We start from the raw sequence: 17,818 nt of genomic DNA, 5'->3' as shown, positions 1-17,818 counted from the left end.
CCCCAACTAAAGCTAAAATCACGAAATCCATCCCTAAAAAGTCCCCAACTAAGCCATCTCATCCCCGACCACGTCAAACATAGCCCACGACAGCCGCAATTTTGCAAGGAAGGCGAAATTTTGGTATTCTATAACGTTAAAGATCTTTTAGCGAAAAAGCAGTTAGGAAGGACGAGAAAAAATGATAAAATTGCTGGCAACCGACATGGATGGCACCTGGCTGACGGCCCAAAAGACTTATGACCGGGCAAAGTTCGCGCGAATCATGCAGCTGTGCCGGGAGCAGGGGGTCAAGTTCGTCGTGGCATCTGGCAACCAGTACTACAACCTGCTCACCCGCTTCCCTAAGGAATACCTGCCTGAAATGTATTTCGTGGCAGAAAACGGGTCCTTTGTCTTGAAAGGGCGGGAAGTCCTGAACATCGTGGACCTGGACCCTGATGAAATGCGCACGATGAAGCAGATTGAAAAAAAGTACGCCGGCCGGCCCAGCGTCTGGGGCGGGGTGCACAGCGCCTACAGCCTGAAGAGCTACGGGGACGAGTACTACCGCTACCTGACCCAGTTCTTCGAGAAGCTGACCATGCTGGACAGCTACGAGGGAATTGACGACCGCTTCTTCAAGTACACGCTGTCCACCAAGCCTGGCGAGTCCTCGGATTTTGCCAAGAAGCTCAAGCGCGAGTTCCCCAGCCTGGACATGGTGGCAGGGTCGGACACGGCCGTCGACATCAGCAAGGTCGGCATGAACAAGTCCGTCGGCCTCAAGCTCCTGGGCCAGCGCTACAACATTTCGCCAAGCGAGATGGTGGCCTTTGGCGACGGGGGCAACGACGTGGCGATGATGGAATATGCCGGAACCAGCTACGCGACGGCCAGTGCCTTGCCGGAAGCCAAGCGGGCCGCGACGGCAATCATTGGCTCCAGCGAAGACAGCGCCGTTCAGGACAAGATGCTGGAATTGTTGAGCTAGGCAAGACTAGAAAGGAAAAATAATGGCCAAAGCCTTAAACGTTGTCGATCTGACAATGAGATTTGATGACCACGAAATTTTTAAAAAGCTGAACTTCTCCCTGGAAGAGGGCTCCATGACCGCGCTCCTGGGCCCAAACGGGGCCGGGAAGACCACGCTGGTGCGGATCCTGCTGGGGATGCTCAGCCCAGCCAAGGGCTACTTCGAAATGGCTGACGACATCAGGGTCGGCTACGTGCCCCAGTTCAGAAACATCGACCCGGACTACCCGCTGTCGATCCAGTCTTTTATCGAGCTGAACACCCCGGTCTTTAAGAGCGCCAAGGTCAAGCAGGAAGTCAGCCACATTCTTCAGGAGACCCACCTGAAAGGCCTGGCCAAGACCCGGATGGGCGAGGCGTCCGGCGGGCAAAAGCAGCGGGCCTACCTGGCCCAGGCCCTTTTGGACAAGCCCAACTTCATCATCCTGGATGAAGCCACGGCCAGCCTGGACCCCAAAGCCAAGGAAGAATTGATGAACCTGATCCAGCACCTGAACCGCGAGCACGGGATGACCGTCTTGTTCGTCACCCACGACATCCCCTTGGCCCGCCGCTACATGAAAGACTACCTGTACCTGAGCGACGGGACCATTCGCCAGGGGAAGATGGAAGATTTTAAGGAGAGTTTCAACTGATGTTTGCTTACGAGTTCATGCGCAATGCCTTTTGGGCAGCGACCTTCATCGCCATCACCTGCGGGGTGGTCGGCGTCTACGTCGTCGCCCGCAATTTCAGCTTTTTGGCCCACACCTTGTCGGAAATCGGCTTCGCCGGCGCGGCCTTTGCCGTCTTGATGGGGATGCAGCCTTTGACGGGGATGCTGATTTTTGCCCTTCTGGGCTCAATCGGGGTCGGGGAGCTGTCGATCAGAAGCGAGCAGAAGGAGTCCGCGATTTCCGCCATCTCCGCCTTCTTCGTCGGTCTGGGGGTCTTGTTCCTCTCCTTGTCCGACTCCGCCAGCTCCTACGCCACGGACATCCTGTTTGGCTCCATCATTGGGGTCAGTCCAAAAAGCGTCCTGCAGCTGGTCGTCTTGTCCGTGGTCGTGCTCTTGATCATCTTCTCGATCCAGCGCCAGCTCAACTACGACTCTTTTGACCACATCGGCGCCCAGGCCCACCACATCAACACGGGCCTGGTCGGGGTCGCCTTCCTGGTTGCCCTGGCCATGGCCGTGTCGATCGGCTCACAGGTCGTGGGCTCCATGCTGGTCTTCATCCTGCTGACCATGCCGTCGTCCACCGCCCGCTACCTGGGCCGGTCCATCCCCAGCATGCTGGGCTGGTCGGTTGGCTTGGCCCTGTTTGGGGTTTGGTCCGGCTTGATCCTGGGCTACATTACCAACTGGCCGGTCACCTTTTTCATTTCAGTAATTGAGGTAACGGCTTACCTGCTGGTTTACTTCACTCACGCCAGAAAGAAGCGGGCGTAAGCAAATATAGAATTTTAATAATCATCAATACACGGTCTCTGCGCTTTTGGGAAACTGTGTATTTTATTTTGCTAATATAATTCCCTAAAAATAGTTTATTATCATCTTGAAAAAGCCTGCTTTTATATGTTATATTTCCCTTAAAAGTATTAATTTTTTATAAAAGTGGAGGGCTAAGATGAAAGAATGTCCGAATTGTCACGCTGAAATGGGAGCAAATGTCAATTTCTGTACTAATTGCGGAACTGACCTGCGCCAAGTAGCGGTAAGCGAGGAAAAGCCTGCCCCAGCAGTGCCTGAACCAAAAGCAGCACCTGTACAGGAAGCTGAAGTGAAAGCGGAAGGTCAGGCTGACAGTCAGGCCAGCGGCCAAGCTAAAAATGTGCTGTTCGCATACTGGCAGTGGCTGCTGCATGCTTGGAAGAAGCCGGCTGAGGCGGTGGCCGCTGAAAAGTGGTACGGCTTGACGACCTTGATTTTGGAAGACCTGTTTTTCATATTGGCAGGGCTTACGGGCATGAACAAGCTGGCTAGTTCATTAATAACAAAATACCCATATTTTTCATCGGTTATTACTGAGTTAAAGTCTAGCTTCTCTTCGTATGTAATAATCAGTGTCGTGCTGGGGCAAGTGGTAGTTTTGGCTATCAACTACTTTGCCATGAAGCGTTTTGCCAAGTCTGAATTTGACTTTTTGGGATATCTCAACCGGTATGCTCACTTATCGGCTTACAGTTTGATCTTGAATGTTTTGTTCTGGCTTTTTGCTTTGACGGGCAGCTTGGTCCTGCAGGAAATTGCGCTCAGTATGACGGCAGTCGTTGGCTTCCTTGCTTTGATTTATGTTTTGCTGGAAGAAAAGGCGGAAAAAATCGACCAGATGCAGTTCGCGCTTGTGATCTCAATCATTGTTTTGATTATAGTTATGATTGTGGTCAACATGTTCTTCAAGGAATTCGTGTCCAAGATCGCGTCTGTCGCTAATCAGGAGGTTAACTCGCTGCTTGGCAATAGTTACTAAGATGTATCGAAGTGAGAGGAAGCAAAAATGATCTACTGCGCTAAATGCGGCGCCCCAAACCAAGCTAATGCCACTTTCTGCGCCAAATGCGGGGAAAAGTTGGTTAAACCGGCACAGCCAACTCAGCCAACTCAGCCAGTCCAGCAGGTTCAACCAGTTCAACCAGTCCAGCAAGTTCAACCTGTTAAGCCAGCTAAAACCGTCAAAAAGCGGGCCAACCTCAAGCAGACCCGGAAGTGGAAGAAGCCAATCTTGATCACCGCTGCTGTCTTGCTGGTCCTTTTGGCTGGTTACGGCTTTGGTAAGTCTTACTACGCCAAGGACAAACAGATCGACAGAATCATCAGCGCGCTGAAGGACCCAAGCCAGGATCTGTCGCCTTACGTTAAAACTGACGACAGCAGCTTCCAGCTGACCAAGAAGAGCGTACGGCCGCTGCAAACATACTACAAGGCCAACCAGACCAAGGCTAACAACCTGGGCAGTAAGTGGAAGAATCAGGAAGAACTTGATGCCAGCTTCAAGGACTCTGTTTCTTTAGGCGAGGATGGCCACTACTTTTTCCTTTTCCCGAAATACAAGCTCATGGTCAAAACTTATTCGCCAACGGTCGTGACCAACCACAAAAATTCCACGATCAAGATGAACGGGAAAGACGTGGGCAAGCTGTCTGCGTCTGGTGACTACTACCAAAAGAAGCTGGACCCGGTAATCGCTGGCCGCTATACCTTCTCAGTTTCAGCCAACTTGAGCGGGAAGACCATTTCACCTAGCCCGGTTAAGCTGGACCTCTTCAGCAACCACCAGGTCAGCCTGAACATCACCACGGGCAGCTTCAAGGTCAGCAGCGTGCCTAACGGGGAAGTCTACATCAACGACAAGAAGGTGGCCGACCTGGACGACAAGGGCCAGGCCAGCTTCAAGGACTACCAGATCACGTCAGGGATGAACCTCTACGTGAAAAAGTCCGGTATCGGCAAGTCAGATACGATCCACGACTTTGACCAGTACGTGACTACCCCAGCTGACCAGGAAAATGACAGTGACGATGACTATGACTTTAGTGATGACGATAGCAGCGACCAAATCAAGGCTGTCAACGGCAGCTGGGTCCTGACCCCGTCCTGGCCAGGCCTAGCAAGCAGCGAAGACGCTGAAGACCTCCTCCAGGATATTTGGGATGACAACGACAGCAAAGACTGGGTCAACGGCAGCAGCAATACCGGCTACCTCAGCATCAAGAAGCTGCACGACAACTGGGATGACTCTGACTCAGTCTCCGATTACAACGAAGTCGTCAAAGTCCTGTCTACCAGCCCGGCCGGTAGCGGCAAGACTTACGTCAACTACAAGGTCACCCACAACCTCTCTTACACCGGTGACAAGGATGACACCAGCGTGACTGACACTTACCATAACGGGATCATCAGCAAGGACAGCGACGGCGACTACGTTTTGGAAAAATTAGGTACGCCTAACGCTAAATAGCAAAATTTTTTAAATCTTTTTTTGCCGAGCAATAGAGGCAACCTTGTTAACAAACAAGTTTGTGAAAAAATATATAGAGCCCCGCAATAGCGGGGCTTTTTTGGATCCTTCTTTTAGCAAACAAAAACATTGTGAAATAAATTCAAGTATGGACGCTGATATATCAACATTTTGAATCAATGTTCACATGAATTTTCAAGCGCCTTCATGTACAATAATCCTTGTGAAAAATACTTATAGAAGGAGTTATCTGAATGTGAGTTAACTTCATTAAGGGATTAAATTTCAGTTATAGTAAATAAGCATAAGCATCAAAATTAATAAATCGCATAACAAAAGCTGCTCTCCGCGCGCAATTGGAGAGCAGCTTTTTTGTCTTTAAGCTTTTAAGCCAGGCTTACTTGTGCAGGCCCTTGATCAGGTCGGTGAATTCGTCCAGGCGCCGCGCGAAAGTCGCGAAGGCGTCTTCCAGGTAGTCGGCCTTGGTCATGTCCACGCCGGCCTTTTGCATCGTTTCCAGCGGGAAGGCGGAGGAGCCGGACTTCAGGAAGCCCAGGTAGTTGGCCCGGTCCTGGTCGCTCCCATAGGACACCTTGTTGGCCAAAGCGGTCGCGGCCGCGAAGCCGGTAGCGTACTGGTAGACGTAGAAGTCGTAGTAGAAGTGGGGAATCCGGGCCCATTCCTTGTCGATGTCGCTGTCTGGGGTCATGGCCTCCCCGTAGTAGGCCTGGTTCAAGTCCCCGTAGTTGCCGTTCAAAAAGTCGGCCGTCAGCGGCTGCCCGTTTTGGTCGCTTTCATGGATGAACTGCTCGAATTCCGCGAACTGGGTCTGCCGATAGACGGTCCCCTTGAAGGAGTCCAGGTAGTAGTTGAGCAGGGCGGCTCTTTCCTTTGGGTCCTCCGTGTGGTCCAGCAGGTAGTTGGTGAGCAGGTTTTCGTTGGTCGTTGAAGCAATTTCGGCCAAAAAGATCGGGTAGTCCCCGTAAACGTAAGGCTGGGTCTCCCGGGTGTACATGCTGTGGACGGAGTGACCCGTCTCGTGGACCAGGGTGTAGAGGGAGTCCAGGTCGTCCTGCCAGTTGATCAGCTCGTAGGCGTCAGTGTCGTAGGCCCCGCCGGAGTAAGCCCCGCTTTGCTTGTGGCGGTTTTCGACGAAGTCGATGCAGCGGTTGTTGAACAGGTAGTCCACGTGCTTTAAGTAATCCTGCCCCATCGGCGCCAGGGCAGTTTTGGCGATCTTTTTGGCAGAAGCGAAGCTGTAAGTCTGGGATGGCTTGCCGGTGATCGGCACGTACATGTCCCACATCTGCAGGTCATCCAGGCCAAGGATTTCCTTGCGCAAGGCCACGTAGCGGTGGAGCAGGTCCAGGTGGTCATGGACGCTGGCCACCAGCTGGTCGTAGACCTCGACGGGAACGTTGTTGGCGGCTAAGGCCGCGCTTCTGGCGTCCGGGTAGCGGTGGACCTGGGCGTTGAAGTTGTGGGCCTTGACCACGCCGGCCAAGGTTGAGGCAAAAGTATTCTCAAACTGGGCGTAGCTGGAGTAGAGGGCCCCGAAGGCATCTTCTCTGACTTCCCGCTTCTGGGACTGGATCAAGATGCTGTAGCTGCCGTCAGTCAGCTGGATGGCCTGGCCGTCTTCGTCTTCAACGTAAGGGAATTCCAGGTCGGAATTGGACAGGACGTTGAAGGTATTGGTGGAAGAGGCCAAGGCGTCGCTGGCTTGGGAGAAGACGGCTTCTTCCTTGGCGGACAGGACGTGGGCGCTTTGGGTCCGGATTTTGTCCAAAAAGTGGCGGTAGTCTTCCAGGCGCGGCTCTTGCCGGTAGCACTCAGCCAGTTCTTCCCCGGACAAGGCCAGGATGGCTGATTCCAAGAAGGAGATCTGGGCCTGGTAGTCGCTGGCCAGGGTCTGGGCCTTGGCGGCATAGCCCAAGTAGTGCTGGTTGCTGGTGTCGACGTCAGAAGCTAAAGTGGCGTAAGAATAGTATTTGGACAAGCGGCGGTCCAGGGCAAAAATCTTGCTCAAGCCCTCGTACAGGGCGGTGCCGTTATCCGTCAGCCCGTCAGCGACGTGGGCGATAGCGGCGATGTCTTTGGCCAAGGCGCTGCCGTCGGCTTCCCAGGCCGCGTCGTCTGGATAGATGCGGGTCAGGTCCCAGGTGTCTTGAACTGGGACTTGGTCGCGGGTTGGAATTTCCATAAATGATTCCTCTTTTCTAATTGCAGTTTTTTCCTCAATATGCTTGTATTCTACTACATTCGCGTGTTTCTGCCTAAAAAATAAGATACTATAAACATTGCCTGCTTTTAGTTTATCTTACGGGAAATAAGTGAGAAAATATTTTTTGATTGATTAGGATTTAGGAAGGAAACGGCGATTGATGGATAATGGAAACCGGCAGCGCCACAAGACGACAGACAAGCTTTTCCGCAACGTGACTCTGGTCAAGGCAGACCTGATTGACAAGCCGCGCCGCAGGGGGGCGGTATTTGGTCTGGTCTTGACCTTCCTAGTCCTGGTCGCGGCTACTTGGGGGGCACATGCCTACTTTACCCTGCACGCGACCGTGTCGCGGATGAGCCAGGGGAACACGAACACCGCGACCAGCGCCAAGATCGCGGCCCGAAAGCCGATTTCCATCTTGGTTTTAGGGGTGGACCAGGGGATTGAGGGACGCCATGACCAAGGCAATTCGGACACCATCATTCTGGTGACTGCCAACCCGCAGACCAAGAAGGCCACGATGACTTCGATTCCGCGGGACACTTTGACGGAGATCCTGGGGGAGACGAGCGCGAAGAGCTACTTCATGTTTAAGGCCAACTCGGCTTACCAGTTCGGGGGCAGCCACGGGTCCGTGAAGACGGTCTCTGCCTTGTTGAACGTGCCGGTCGACTACTATCTGGAGGTCAACATGAAGGCTTTGAAGAGCCTGGTTGACGCTTTGGGCGGGGTCGACGTGCAGGTTCCGTTCAGCTTCAGCTATGACTGGTGCGATTTCCATAAGGGCAAGCAGCACCTTAACGGCCGCCATGCCGTGGCCTATGCCCGCATGCGCTATGACGACCCTAAGGGGGACTATGGCCGGCAGATGCGGCAAAGGCAGATCATTCAGGCCGTGTTGAAGAAGGCCTTGAGCGTCAACGGCCTGGCCAACTACCAGAAGCTGCTGAAAATTTTTGCCAAATACGTGAAGACGGACCTGACTTTTGGCGACATGACCAGTCTGGCCTTGAACTACCGAGGCGCGGCCAGAAACGTGACCAGCGGCTACATCCAAGGGCACGACGCGATGATCTCCGGGACCAGCTTCCAGATTGCCTCAACCGCGGAATTGCAGAAGTGGTCGGACAAGCTGAGAAAGAGCCTGGGCCTGGCGACTCAGACCCTAGCCAACCAGGAAACCCGGCAGAACAGTCTGAACGAGTCCTATAACGGGATCGACTTCTCCAAGAGCGATACCTTTACCGATTACACGATCTATGATGCCAATTCCGTTACGCCAAGAAACTCGGATTCTTGGTAGTGATGCCAATCATGCCTCTAGCTTAGCTAGGGGTATTTTTTTGCGCTTATGAGCCTTTTTTGCCCGATGATGACTGTTTAGCCAAAAAGCAAAGGAGAAAGGCTAGACTATTGACAAAAGGAGGCAGAAAAATGGAACATTTGATTGATGAAATTTTAAAGCTGCAGATGAAGAAGGCAAAAGAGGTCGTGGACAAAAAAGGTGACGTCCGCCGCAGCTTAATCTGCTTTCACACCATTCACGGCAGCTTTTACGGCTTTTTTGACAACTTGTTCAAGTAGCTGGTCCGCTTTTGCCCAAGGCAATTAGCGTTATTTTTAAAGGCGCAACTCAGTTGCGCTTTTTGCTGTATTATGGAAACGGTAAACGGACGAAGCGAAGACAGGATGGATAGATGATTTTATTGTATCTGCTTGATGCCGGCACCATGATGCTGACACCAGCGATTAAGATAGCACTTTTTTTGCGGCTGCTTGACCAGCGGCCCGCTAGCCGCCGGGCTTGGGCGATGTTTTTGGGTATCTGGCTCATTGGCGTGATTGACGGGATCACAATTGAATCGGTTCCGTCCTATTTCATTGACCTTCCTTTTGAAATTTTTGAGCTGATCCTCTTGGTTTTAACCCAGATCAAAGGCAAAAAGGTCAAGCAGGCAGTAAGCTCGGCCTTGATCATTGGCATCCTTGGTTTGCTAGAAGACATTATAGTAAACATCATCAGCTGGTCTTTTGCGGAAACTCTTGCGGCCAGCTTGTGGATTGACTTGCTCGTCCTGCTGGCTGGCTTTTTGCTCGCATGGCCGCTTTTGCCAAAAATCCGCAAATATATCAGCGACGTCCGCTATCAGACAAACTGCTTGTTTCTGCTGGCCTACCTGTATGTCTCGACAATTTTTGCATACGTCGTCGGGATGCAGGTGAAGAAGGTGTCGGTTGGCCTGGCGATCCTCTTGGGTATCTTGGCCGTTCAAGGCATCTATGCCGTGCTCAGCTTTAGTCTCAGCATCAAAAATCAGACCGCCCTTTTAAACGAAGCCGAAGAGCGGCACTTGCAAGCGCAGAACCGCCAGCTCTATGAGTCCAACCAGCAGCTGAAGAGCTACGCGGCTTCTTTGGAGCAGGATGAGGACCGGCTGCGCCGCTTCAAGCATGACTATCGCAATATTTTGAGCAGCCTCAAGCTGGCAGCGGCCCAAAACGACTCCCAGCAGCTTTTGGAGAAGCTAAACGAGTATTCAAGGGAAAACTTTGACGAGCATGCCCTGGCCAAGTTTCAAGACGTCAATCATATCCATGATGATTTGCTTAAAAGCATCGTAATTACCAAATTGTCGAAAATCTACGATCAGGGGATTCCCTACCGCTTCAGCTGCCAGAAGGACATCGACCACCTGCCTTTGGTCTCTGAAATGGAAAAAATGGACCTGGTCCGGGTTATCGGGATTTCTTTTGACAATGCCATCGAGGCCAGCAGCGGCTTAAAGGACGCGCGGATTGAAGCCATGTTCTACCAGGAAAACGGCGATTTCGAATTTGTCATCAAGAACAAGACGGACAATATCCCGTCGCCGCACATTTTTGAGCCAGGCTACACGAGCAAGGACCAGCATGCCGGCCTGGGCTTAAGCAACGCCTTGGAGATCGTGAACAAATATGCTGGGCAAATGATTGTTGATATAGATACGACAGGCAACGATTTTACATTTAGTCTGATGGTTCTGAAGGAGGGAGAAAAATAAAGTATCCGGTTTTTATCTGCGACGATGAGCCTGACCAGATTGCCCTGATCAAGGACTGCATCAAGCGGGCGCAGATTATTTTAAGTGATGAAGAAGAGCTGGACTTTGCCGTCGTCAAGGCGGCGGGCAGCTACGATGAGGCCCTGGATTTTTTGACCCAAAAGCCGCTCACGTCCGGCATCTACTTTTTGGATATTGAAATCGGCAAGAAGCTGGACGAGCAAAACGGCCTGGACTTGGGCGAGATCATCAAGAAGCAGGACCCCAAGGCCCAGCTGATTTTCGTGACCAGCCACCAGGATATGGCTTTTTTGACCTTTCAAAGGCGGCTGGGGGCCAGCAATTTTATCGTCAAAAACGGCAACGCGGACGACTTGCGCCGAAACGTGACCTACTCTCTGGAGCAGGCGGTGGACGCGATCGCCAAGTACCGCTATATTCAGAAAAACACTTTTAGCTACCGATTCGGCCATGACGTCAGAAACATGAGCATGGGGGATGTGGTTTACGTGGAGACGACGCCGGTTCCCCACAAGCTGCGCCTGGTTAAGACGACCGGCTGGGCGGAATTCATCGGCAAGCTGAAGGAACTGCCGCAGAAGTACCCGGCCCTGGTGCAGGTCAGCGAATCCTGCGTCATCAACCCCGCCAACGTCAAAGAAGTCGATTTGAAGGAGAAAAAGCTGACCTTCATCACCGGCGACGTCCGCTATTTCTCGACCAGAAACAGCCGGAAGGTGCGTCAGCTTTTTCAAGAGAGATAGAAGGCCCAGCCTGGAGAATTTCCAGTGCCAGGCCTTATTTTTTCCCTTTCAGCAATAATTTTGCTACTAAACCAGGGCCAAAATACGTTAAGATAGTTCTTAGAATTTGAGAGGGGAATTTTTCAATGAAACGTTACTATCCATACATCTACGGGGCCATCGCGGGTGCCCTGACCTTCATTGCCATGGTTTACATCTGCTTGCATTCCTTTGCCATGACCACCGCCCAGTCAGTCATCTGGGGCGTGATCGGCTTCATCCTGGTGGGGGCCAGCTCCAGCTACACGGAATACGCTATTGCGGAAGTACAGCGCATCGCGGACAAGTACCACATGGATGACGAGTTCCTGGCCAAGCTGACGGGGATGCGGCAGAGCTACTTCAAGGTTGCCAGCGACCACCTCAACTTGGTGGCTCCCCGCTGCCTCTGGCCGAAAATTTTAAAAATTTTGAAAAAATATGAAAAAGAGCGCGACAACGCGGAAAACTTCCACTTATAGAGAGGAAACAGAACTTTGAGTTTACTGACAGTCGATAATTTGAGCCAAGGCTTCGCGGAAAAGACCTTGTATGAGGGCGCCAGCTTTGTCCTGAACAAAGAGGACCACATGGGGGTCACGGGGCAAAATGGGGTTGGCAAGTCCACCTTGATCAAGATCCTGACGGGGGAGATCCTCCCAGACGACGGCCAGGTCAAGTGGCAGAACAAGGTCACGGTCGGCTACCTGGACCAGTACGCCAAGCTGACGCCTGGCCTGTCGATCCGCGAGTTCCTGCGCACGGCTTTTGACCACCTGTACGCGCAAGAGGCCCGCTTGAACCAGCTGTACGCGGACTACGCGGCCAGCGGGGATGACCAGCTGCTGGAGAAGGCTGGGAAGATCCAGACCAACCTGGAAGAAAGCAATTTTTACGATCTGGACACGGAAATCGAGCGCGTGGCCAGCGGTTTAGGCTTGGCGGATTTGGGCTATGACCATGACGTGGCCAAGCTCTCTGGCGGCCAGCGGTCCAAGATCATCCTGGCCAAATTGCTCTTGCAGAGGCCCCAGGTCCTGGTCTTGGACGAACCGACCAACTATTTGGACGTCAGCCATATCGACTGGCTGGTCAACTATCTGAACGACTTCCCAGGAGCCTTTATCGTCGTCAGCCACGACTACGACTTTTTAGGCCGGATCACCAACTGCATCATCGATATCGACTTTGGGACCATCACCCGCTACACTGGGACCTTGAAGCAGGCCATGCGGCAGAAAGAGGCCAACCGGCAGACTTACATGAAGGCCTATGCCAACCAGCAGCGGCAGATTGCCAAGACTGAAGCCTATATTAGAAAAAATAAGGCCGGTACCCGGGCCAAAAGCGCCAAGTCCCGCCAAAAGCTCCTGGACCGGATGGACAAGCTGACCCCGCCGCAGACGGGCAAAAAGGCCAAGTTCCAGTTCCCTTACGTGGAGACGGCTTCCAACCTGCTTTTGCAGACCCAGGATTTGGTAATCGGCTACGACCAGGCCCTGGTCAAGGAAGCCTTCAACTTCTCCGTGGGCAATGGGGAAAAAGTGGCCATCACTGGCTTCAACGGGATCGGCAAGACTACCTTGCTCAAGACCCTGTTGGGGCAGATCAAGCCAATCTATGGCGGCTTTGAGATCTCTTCCACGGTCAAATTGGCCTACTTCAAGCAGGATCTGACCTGGCCCAACCAGAACATGACCCCGCTGCAGTATCTGTCCAATGAATTTGAGCGGAAAAAGCCGAAAGAATTGCGCCAGGCCTTGGCCCGGATGGGCTTGACGGCCCAGCTGGTCATGAGTCCCTTAAAGGAATTGTCCGGGGGCGAGCAGGAAAAGGTCAAGCTGGCCAAGATGCAGTTTGAGCCGGCCAACCTGCTCTTTTTGGACGAGCCAACCAACCACTTGGACAATGAGACCAAGGACAGCTTGAGAAAGGCGATTATCGACTTCCCTGGCGGGGTCATCGTGGTCAGCCACGAGCGCGACTTCTTCAGGGGCGACTGGATCGACAAGGTCGTGGACATCGAGGCCATGGCCCAGGAATAAGCGGGGATTTTTTTAGCAGGTAAAGCCAATGAACGAAACCCAAGCCGAATACACCCAACGGGTGGTGCACATTTGTTTGAAGGCCGGCCGCTTGATGCTGGCGGGCGGGAGTGAAATGTACCGGGTCGAGGATACCATGCGCCGGATCGCGGTCAACGCCGGAATCCGGGAGGTCAACGTGTTTGCCTCGCCGACCGGGATTTTCGTCAGCCTGGACAATGGGGTGGCCAGCACGGTCACGGAGCTGGAATCCGTGAAAAAGCGGGCCATCAACCTGGAGCTGGTCGACCGGGTCAATGAGCTGTCAAGGGAGTTCGCGGACAAGCGGATCAGCCTGAAGCTGCTGGAGGAAAAATTGGCCCAGGTGGAAAAGCAGGTGCCGACTTTTCCCTTGTGGCTGCAGGTACTGGGGGCGGCCCTGCTGAGCGGGACCTTGATGGTCATCTTTTTGGGCAAGTATGCCTGGGCCGATATGCTGGCCTCCTGTCTGGTCGGGGGATGCGGCTACTTGGTGAACTACCGGTTCTCCCAGCATACCAATGTCCGCTTTTTGTCAGAGATGGTGTCGGCCATGGTCATGGGGATGATCGCGATTGGGATCAACCACCTGTACCCGCCGTGCAACATCAACAATATCCTGGTTGGGGCCCTGATGACTTTGGTGCCAGGCATGGCCCTGACCACGGCTTTGCGCGACCTGTTTCAGGGGGACCTGGTCTCAGGGATCGTGCGCATGTGCGAAGCCGCGCTGACGGCCATCGCCTTAGGCGGCGGGGTCGGGATTGTCATCAAGTTTTTAGGAGCCTGACTATGTTTGGGATGCACGTCAACTTTACCTTCTTTGACCTGGTCATCAACTTGGCCTTCTCGCTGATCGCGACGATCGGTTTTGCCTTGACCATCAATATTCCCCACCGGGTGATCAATTGGAGCGGGATCTGCGGCATGGCCGGGTGGATGGTCTACTGGTTTGCTGACCGGGCCGGTTTGGGCCGGATGCTGTCGAACATGCTGGGGGCCTTTACCGTGGGCCTGTTGTCCGTCCTTTTGGCCCACTGGCAAAAGTGTCCCGCTCTCTTGTTCAGCGTGCCGGGCCTGGTTCCCTTGGTGCCAGGGGCGCCGGCCTATATGGCGGTCAGGAGCCTGCTGGACGGCAATCTGCCGCAAGCCCAGCAGGAAGTTCAGCGGGTGGCGATCGTGACGGCCTCCATTGCCTTAGGGGTCTTGCTGTCGACCATGTTTCAGGAAGCGATGGTCAAGCACTTGCGGCGGATTCATGTCCGAGAAAAGAAAGAATAGGTCCGCCAGCATTCAGGCTTGTATGCTGGCCAAAAAGTGTTAGACTTAAGTTGTCAGCAAGTAAAACGCTTACATTTTTTTATAAAGAGGTGTTTTGTCATGTTAGAATTGAAGGACTATGGACCTGCTCCATGTGCTTTGGATTTACGGCAGGCTGCCTTAGAAAATGAAAAGTATCGTGAAACTTTGTGGACCGGGGACCACTTCCAGGTAACCCTGATGTGCATCCCGGCTGGCGGCGGCGACATTGGCTTGGAGATTCACCACGACAATGACCAGTTCATCTACCTGGTGAGCGGGACCGGCCGCGTGCAGCTGGGCAAGGAGAAGGACAAGCTGACCGTGGACAAGATCGTTCACGCTGGGGAAGCTGTCTTTATCCCGGACAACACTTGGCACAACGTGACCAACGCTGGCGACGAGCCGATGAAGTGCTTCAGCCTTTACGCGCCAGTAAAGCACGCGCACGGCACGACTGAGTCGACCAAGGAAGACGCGATTGCCAAAGAAGGGCCACTGGAAGGGTCGAACGAATAATTGATTTAAGCACGTGAGTTGTTCACGTGCTTTTTTTGTGCTTATTCAAGGCGGATTGCCCTGCCGCGTTTGCTGGCGCAGCTCGGTTCCCGAAAAGTGCCCAACTGCCGCAATTTTCCTACATTCGATTGCCCAAAACAAAAACGCTCATCTAAATTAGATGAGCGCCCAAATTCAATGAGGACATTGGAGCTTATTTCACGTTATAGCTGCTTTCTTCTTGGCCGATTGAGTCAGAGACGGTAACTTTCCAGCCCATGCCATTCCGGCGGACCGTGACTTCTTTGTAATAAGGCAGGTTAGCATCGCCTTTGTCCACCTTCTTGCCAGATTTGGCGAAGAGAGCCTGGTTCTTTTTGACTGTCCGCTTGGTTGAGAAGCTGCTGACATAGGTCGTCCCCATGCCGAAATGGCTGTCGGCCTTGACCTGGTTGAGGTAGTACAGGTCGCTGTAGCCGTGCTTAGGCAGGGTCTGATTCAGAACTTCCGTTACCACGCCTTCTTGGGTCGATTTGTAGATCTCGTTTGCCGTAAACAATACGGAAAAAAGGACAAAGAGCCACACTGGCGAGGTCAGAATCAGCGTAATGATCTTGTGCTCATGATAGAGCTGCTTGATTGTTTTCATTTTTTCTCCCTCCATTATTTACTGAATATTTTACAACGACTTTAAAAAAATCGCTTTTATTTGGCCGGAAACGAAGTAGGATAGCAGCAGGTGAGGGATGTCAGATGATGGCTCATACCAGTCACAAGATGGTACGATTTGGCTTAAATCAGTTGAATAAATAAGCCAAAAAGAGCTGGCGCGCCGCGCTGGCCAAACAAAAAAGCCGCCAGAAGCAATTAAGCTTCCGGCGGCTTACTCAAGGCACTTGCCAAGCGGCAAATGTGACTCCTTCTCGTTCACATCAAGGGTGTGTCAGCATCGACGCTTCCCGCGTCTGGCCAAAGGCCTGATGCCCTCTATCTCAAAAATACGCACCTTTGCGTTTTCCTCGACTCGTCGATGATTTATTATACTCGCTTGCCGCTGCTTTGTAAAATTTTTGGATTAATTATTTAACTTTTCAAGAACCAGCCCTTAAATAATTAAATACTCTACGTTATGAAAGACAGTGCTAAGGAGATATGTTAGAATGACAGCGTGATAGAGGCCTGCTTATGACAAGTGGCTCTATTTCCCCGCGGGCAGATCTTTTCCCCATGTTTTTTGCCCGCGGCGATGATAGTCAGGCGATGTCTGGCGTCATACCTATATTTCCTATTAATCCTAATAAGAGCCGGTCGCATGGCCGGTTCTTTTTTCATGAAAAAATCCCGCCCTTCAGCTGATGTCCTTGCACAATTGAGCTTTTTTCGCTAAGGTAGGTAGAGAATTTGATAGCAAGTTAGGACATGATGACCATGAAAATCAACTTAAACGAGATTACTAAAGCAATTGAAGAGCAAGAATACTTGTCCGACATGGAGACCATCAAGTACGCTGACGTGTCCAGAAGCAAGAGCAAGCTGCGCGTTCACGCGGAAAAAATGGTCCACGAAGTCGCCCTGGCCTTGAAAAAGGGATCTTTGATGCAGGTCCAGCTGGTTTTGGAAGGGAAGAACCCGATTACTTTTGCCTTGGAGACCAATATCATCAACCTGCCCCTGGCCAACTACAAGAAGCTGATCAACTTTTTCGAAAATGAGGAAGAAGTGCCGGTCAAGGTCTACTTTGAGACGGCCAGCGAGTACGTCAACGCCTCTAAGTTCCGGATCGACCTCTTGCTGACGGGGGATGAGCTGGTGGCTGACGAGGACAAGGCCACGGACCTGTTGACTGATGCCATGAGCGAGAAGCTCAAGCAGATCCGCGAAAATGAAAAGGCGGCCCGCGAAGTTGCCAAGGCCGCCAAGGAAGCCGAAAAAGCTGCCAAGAAGGAGACTAAAGCCAAGTCCAGCAAAAAATAAATTGGGCTTTACCGCCGCCTTCCCTTATAATTAGCATAGGAGGTAAGCAATTATGTGGAGCTGGAATGTCTTGGGCGTGGCCCTTTGGGTGGCTTTGATCGTCTACCTGACCTTCATTGTGCAGAATATCCGCAAGCGGCGGCTGCGAATGATTATTGAACGCCACCATAGCTTTGAATGGGGCAACCTCGCCATCAGCATTGCGGAGATTGCCATCTTTTGCCTGGCCTTGGGCTGGCTGGCGGGGCAGTCGGTTTTTGACAACCCGAACTTAAACGACCAGGCCCGGATCAGCGCCAAGGTCAAGTACCAGTCCCTGATCCTGCAGCCAGGCGCCTCAAAGAACTACTACGTCAAGGTCGATTCTTCAAAGACCAAGAACGCCAGCCAGAACTATATTTTTTACACCGCGGGGCACAAGTATACCGTGCCTAGCCGGATGGCGACCGTCTCTTATGAGGACAACCCGATCAACGTGACCGCCAGCACGATTCCGTTTAAGCTGGCCAAGCTGAAGCAGATGGACGACCGCTACCAGAAGGCTTATGTGGCCGTCTACACTGCCCGCTACAAGAATACGGCCCAGAATGGGCTGGGAATGCACGCTGGCAAGGTGGCGACCCGCTTCTTCTTGATCCGCGTGCCCGACACGTCTTTTATTAAGAAATAATCTTAAACGCTAAGCAAAGTTGTTTGCTTAGCGTTTTTTGTGTAGTATAGTATGACACTTTTAGCAAAATGTCAGTAGTTGGGTGTTGTGGTGCGACACTTTTAGCAAAATGTCAGTAGTTGGGTATTGTGGTGTGACACTTTTTGCAGAATGTCAGTAGTTGGGTACTTTCCGGGGCACGAATTTTTAAAAAGTGCCGTAGTTGGGTACTTTCCGGGGCACGATTTTTTTGAAAAGTGCCGTAGTTAGGTACTTTCCGGGGCACGATTTTTTGAAAAGTGCCGTAGTTAGGTACTTTCCGGGGCACGA

At 52.4% G+C, this 17,818-nt stretch carries 18 protein-coding genes and 1 pseudogene; 17 read left to right on the top strand and 2 right to left on the bottom strand.

All coding sequences use genetic code 11. From position 1 onward, the window contains the following. The first annotated feature begins 181 nt into the window (after positions 1 to 181). The 6 genes and pseudogenes from OCH80_RS07055 (at position 182) to OCH80_RS07030 (ending at position 4,955) form a co-directional block, all read left to right on the top strand. The gene (locus OCH80_RS07055; protein WP_404539328.1) at positions 182 to 973 is read left to right on the top strand and encodes a Cof-type HAD-IIB family hydrolase; all 792 of its coding nucleotides are present in this window, start codon (positions 182 to 184) and stop codon (positions 971 to 973) included. A 22-nt stretch (positions 974 to 995) separates the two neighbouring features. Further along, a complete protein-coding gene (locus tag OCH80_RS07050) occupies positions 996 to 1,649 on the top strand; it encodes a metal ABC transporter ATP-binding protein (protein ID WP_154547902.1) in 654 nt (217 codons plus the stop codon). Then, positions 1,649 to 2,446: a metal ABC transporter permease gene (locus OCH80_RS07045; RefSeq protein WP_404539324.1), complete on the top strand. Its 798-nt coding sequence runs from the start codon at positions 1,649 to 1,651 to the stop codon at positions 2,444 to 2,446. Before OCH80_RS07050 ends, OCH80_RS07045 begins: the two co-directional genes overlap by 1 nt. Positions 2,447 to 2,624: 178 nt before the next feature. After that, the gene (locus OCH80_RS07040) at positions 2,625 to 3,467 is read left to right on the top strand and encodes a DUF6574 domain-containing protein (RefSeq protein WP_404539322.1); all 843 of its coding nucleotides are present in this window, start codon (positions 2,625 to 2,627) and stop codon (positions 3,465 to 3,467) included. Positions 3,468 to 3,494: 27 nt separating this feature from the next. Next, positions 3,495 to 3,563 (top strand): annotated as a pseudogene (locus OCH80_RS07035) (zinc-ribbon domain-containing protein); the annotation flags it as partial. A gap of 3 nt (positions 3,564 to 3,566) precedes the next feature. Then, positions 3,567 to 4,955, top strand: coding sequence for a TcaA second domain-containing protein (locus OCH80_RS07030; RefSeq protein WP_404539368.1), 1,389 nt, complete (start codon positions 3,567 to 3,569; stop codon positions 4,953 to 4,955). Positions 4,956 to 5,352: 397 nt separating this feature from the next. Here OCH80_RS07030 and pepF read toward each other — a convergent pair whose 3' ends face one another. After that, positions 5,353 to 7,158, bottom strand: coding sequence for an oligoendopeptidase F (pepF, locus tag OCH80_RS07025; protein WP_404539320.1), 1,806 nt, complete (start codon positions 7,156 to 7,158; stop codon positions 5,353 to 5,355). A 181-nt stretch (positions 7,159 to 7,339) separates the two neighbouring features. On the opposite strand from pepF, the gene OCH80_RS07020 reads away from it, so the two are divergent. The 9 genes from OCH80_RS07020 to OCH80_RS06980 all read left to right on the top strand — a co-directional run bounded on the left by OCH80_RS07020 (position 7,340) and on the right by OCH80_RS06980 (position 14,886). Continuing rightward, on the top strand, positions 7,340 to 8,485 hold the full coding sequence (locus OCH80_RS07020) for an LCP family protein (protein ID WP_404539317.1): 1,146 nt from the start codon (positions 7,340 to 7,342) through the stop codon (positions 8,483 to 8,485). Positions 8,486 to 8,616: 131 nt separating this feature from the next. Next, on the top strand, positions 8,617 to 8,766 hold the full coding sequence (locus tag OCH80_RS07015) for a hypothetical protein (protein WP_404539315.1): 150 nt from the start codon (positions 8,617 to 8,619) through the stop codon (positions 8,764 to 8,766). A gap of 113 nt (positions 8,767 to 8,879) precedes the next feature. Next, positions 8,880 to 10,223, top strand: a complete 1,344-nt coding sequence (locus OCH80_RS07010; RefSeq protein WP_404539312.1) for a sensor histidine kinase — start codon at positions 8,880 to 8,882, stop codon at positions 10,221 to 10,223. Further along, the gene (locus OCH80_RS07005; protein WP_404539366.1) at positions 10,220 to 10,987 is read left to right on the top strand and encodes a response regulator; all 768 of its coding nucleotides are present in this window, start codon (positions 10,220 to 10,222) and stop codon (positions 10,985 to 10,987) included. Before OCH80_RS07010 ends, OCH80_RS07005 begins: the two co-directional genes overlap by 4 nt. A 125-nt stretch (positions 10,988 to 11,112) precedes the next feature. After that, complete coding sequence (locus OCH80_RS07000) at positions 11,113 to 11,487, top strand: hypothetical protein (RefSeq protein WP_404539309.1); 375 nt, start codon at positions 11,113 to 11,115, stop codon at positions 11,485 to 11,487. Positions 11,488 to 11,502: 15 nt separating this feature from the next. Further along, entirely contained in the window at positions 11,503 to 13,050 is a 1,548-nt protein-coding gene (locus OCH80_RS06995; RefSeq protein ID WP_404539306.1) for an ABC-F family ATP-binding cassette domain-containing protein, read from the top strand. Positions 13,051 to 13,078: 28 nt separating this feature from the next. After that, positions 13,079 to 13,858, top strand: a complete 780-nt coding sequence (locus OCH80_RS06990; RefSeq protein WP_404539303.1) for a threonine/serine exporter family protein — start codon at positions 13,079 to 13,081, stop codon at positions 13,856 to 13,858. 2 nt (positions 13,859 to 13,860) lie between these two features. Beyond that, complete coding sequence (locus OCH80_RS06985) at positions 13,861 to 14,349, top strand: threonine/serine exporter family protein (RefSeq protein WP_404539300.1); 489 nt, start codon at positions 13,861 to 13,863, stop codon at positions 14,347 to 14,349. 99 nt (positions 14,350 to 14,448) lie between these two features. Beyond that, a complete protein-coding gene (locus OCH80_RS06980) occupies positions 14,449 to 14,886 on the top strand; it encodes a cupin domain-containing protein (RefSeq protein ID WP_206988770.1) in 438 nt (145 codons plus the stop codon). A 193-nt stretch (positions 14,887 to 15,079) separates the two neighbouring features. Here OCH80_RS06980 and OCH80_RS06975 read toward each other — a convergent pair whose 3' ends face one another. Beyond that, positions 15,080 to 15,514, bottom strand: a complete 435-nt coding sequence (locus OCH80_RS06975) for a hypothetical protein (RefSeq protein ID WP_206988768.1) — start codon at positions 15,512 to 15,514, stop codon at positions 15,080 to 15,082. 779 nt (positions 15,515 to 16,293) lie between these two features. On the opposite strand from OCH80_RS06975, the gene OCH80_RS06970 reads away from it, so the two are divergent. Then, entirely contained in the window at positions 16,294 to 16,839 is a 546-nt protein-coding gene (locus OCH80_RS06970) for a hypothetical protein (protein ID WP_404539297.1), read from the top strand. A gap of 52 nt (positions 16,840 to 16,891) precedes the next feature. Beyond that, positions 16,892 to 17,509: an LVIS_2131 family protein gene (locus tag OCH80_RS06965; RefSeq protein ID WP_404539294.1), complete on the top strand. Its 618-nt coding sequence runs from the start codon at positions 16,892 to 16,894 to the stop codon at positions 17,507 to 17,509. The last annotated feature ends 309 nt before the right edge of the window (positions 17,510 to 17,818 follow it).

It is taken from the genome of Lactobacillus sp. 23-2 (assembly GCF_044902225.1).
In the GTDB taxonomy this organism is placed as follows: domain Bacteria; phylum Bacillota; class Bacilli; order Lactobacillales; family Lactobacillaceae; genus Lactobacillus; species Lactobacillus absianus.
The sequence above is the reverse complement of the archived record's forward strand: the minus strand, read 5'-3'. Positions and strand labels throughout refer to the sequence as shown.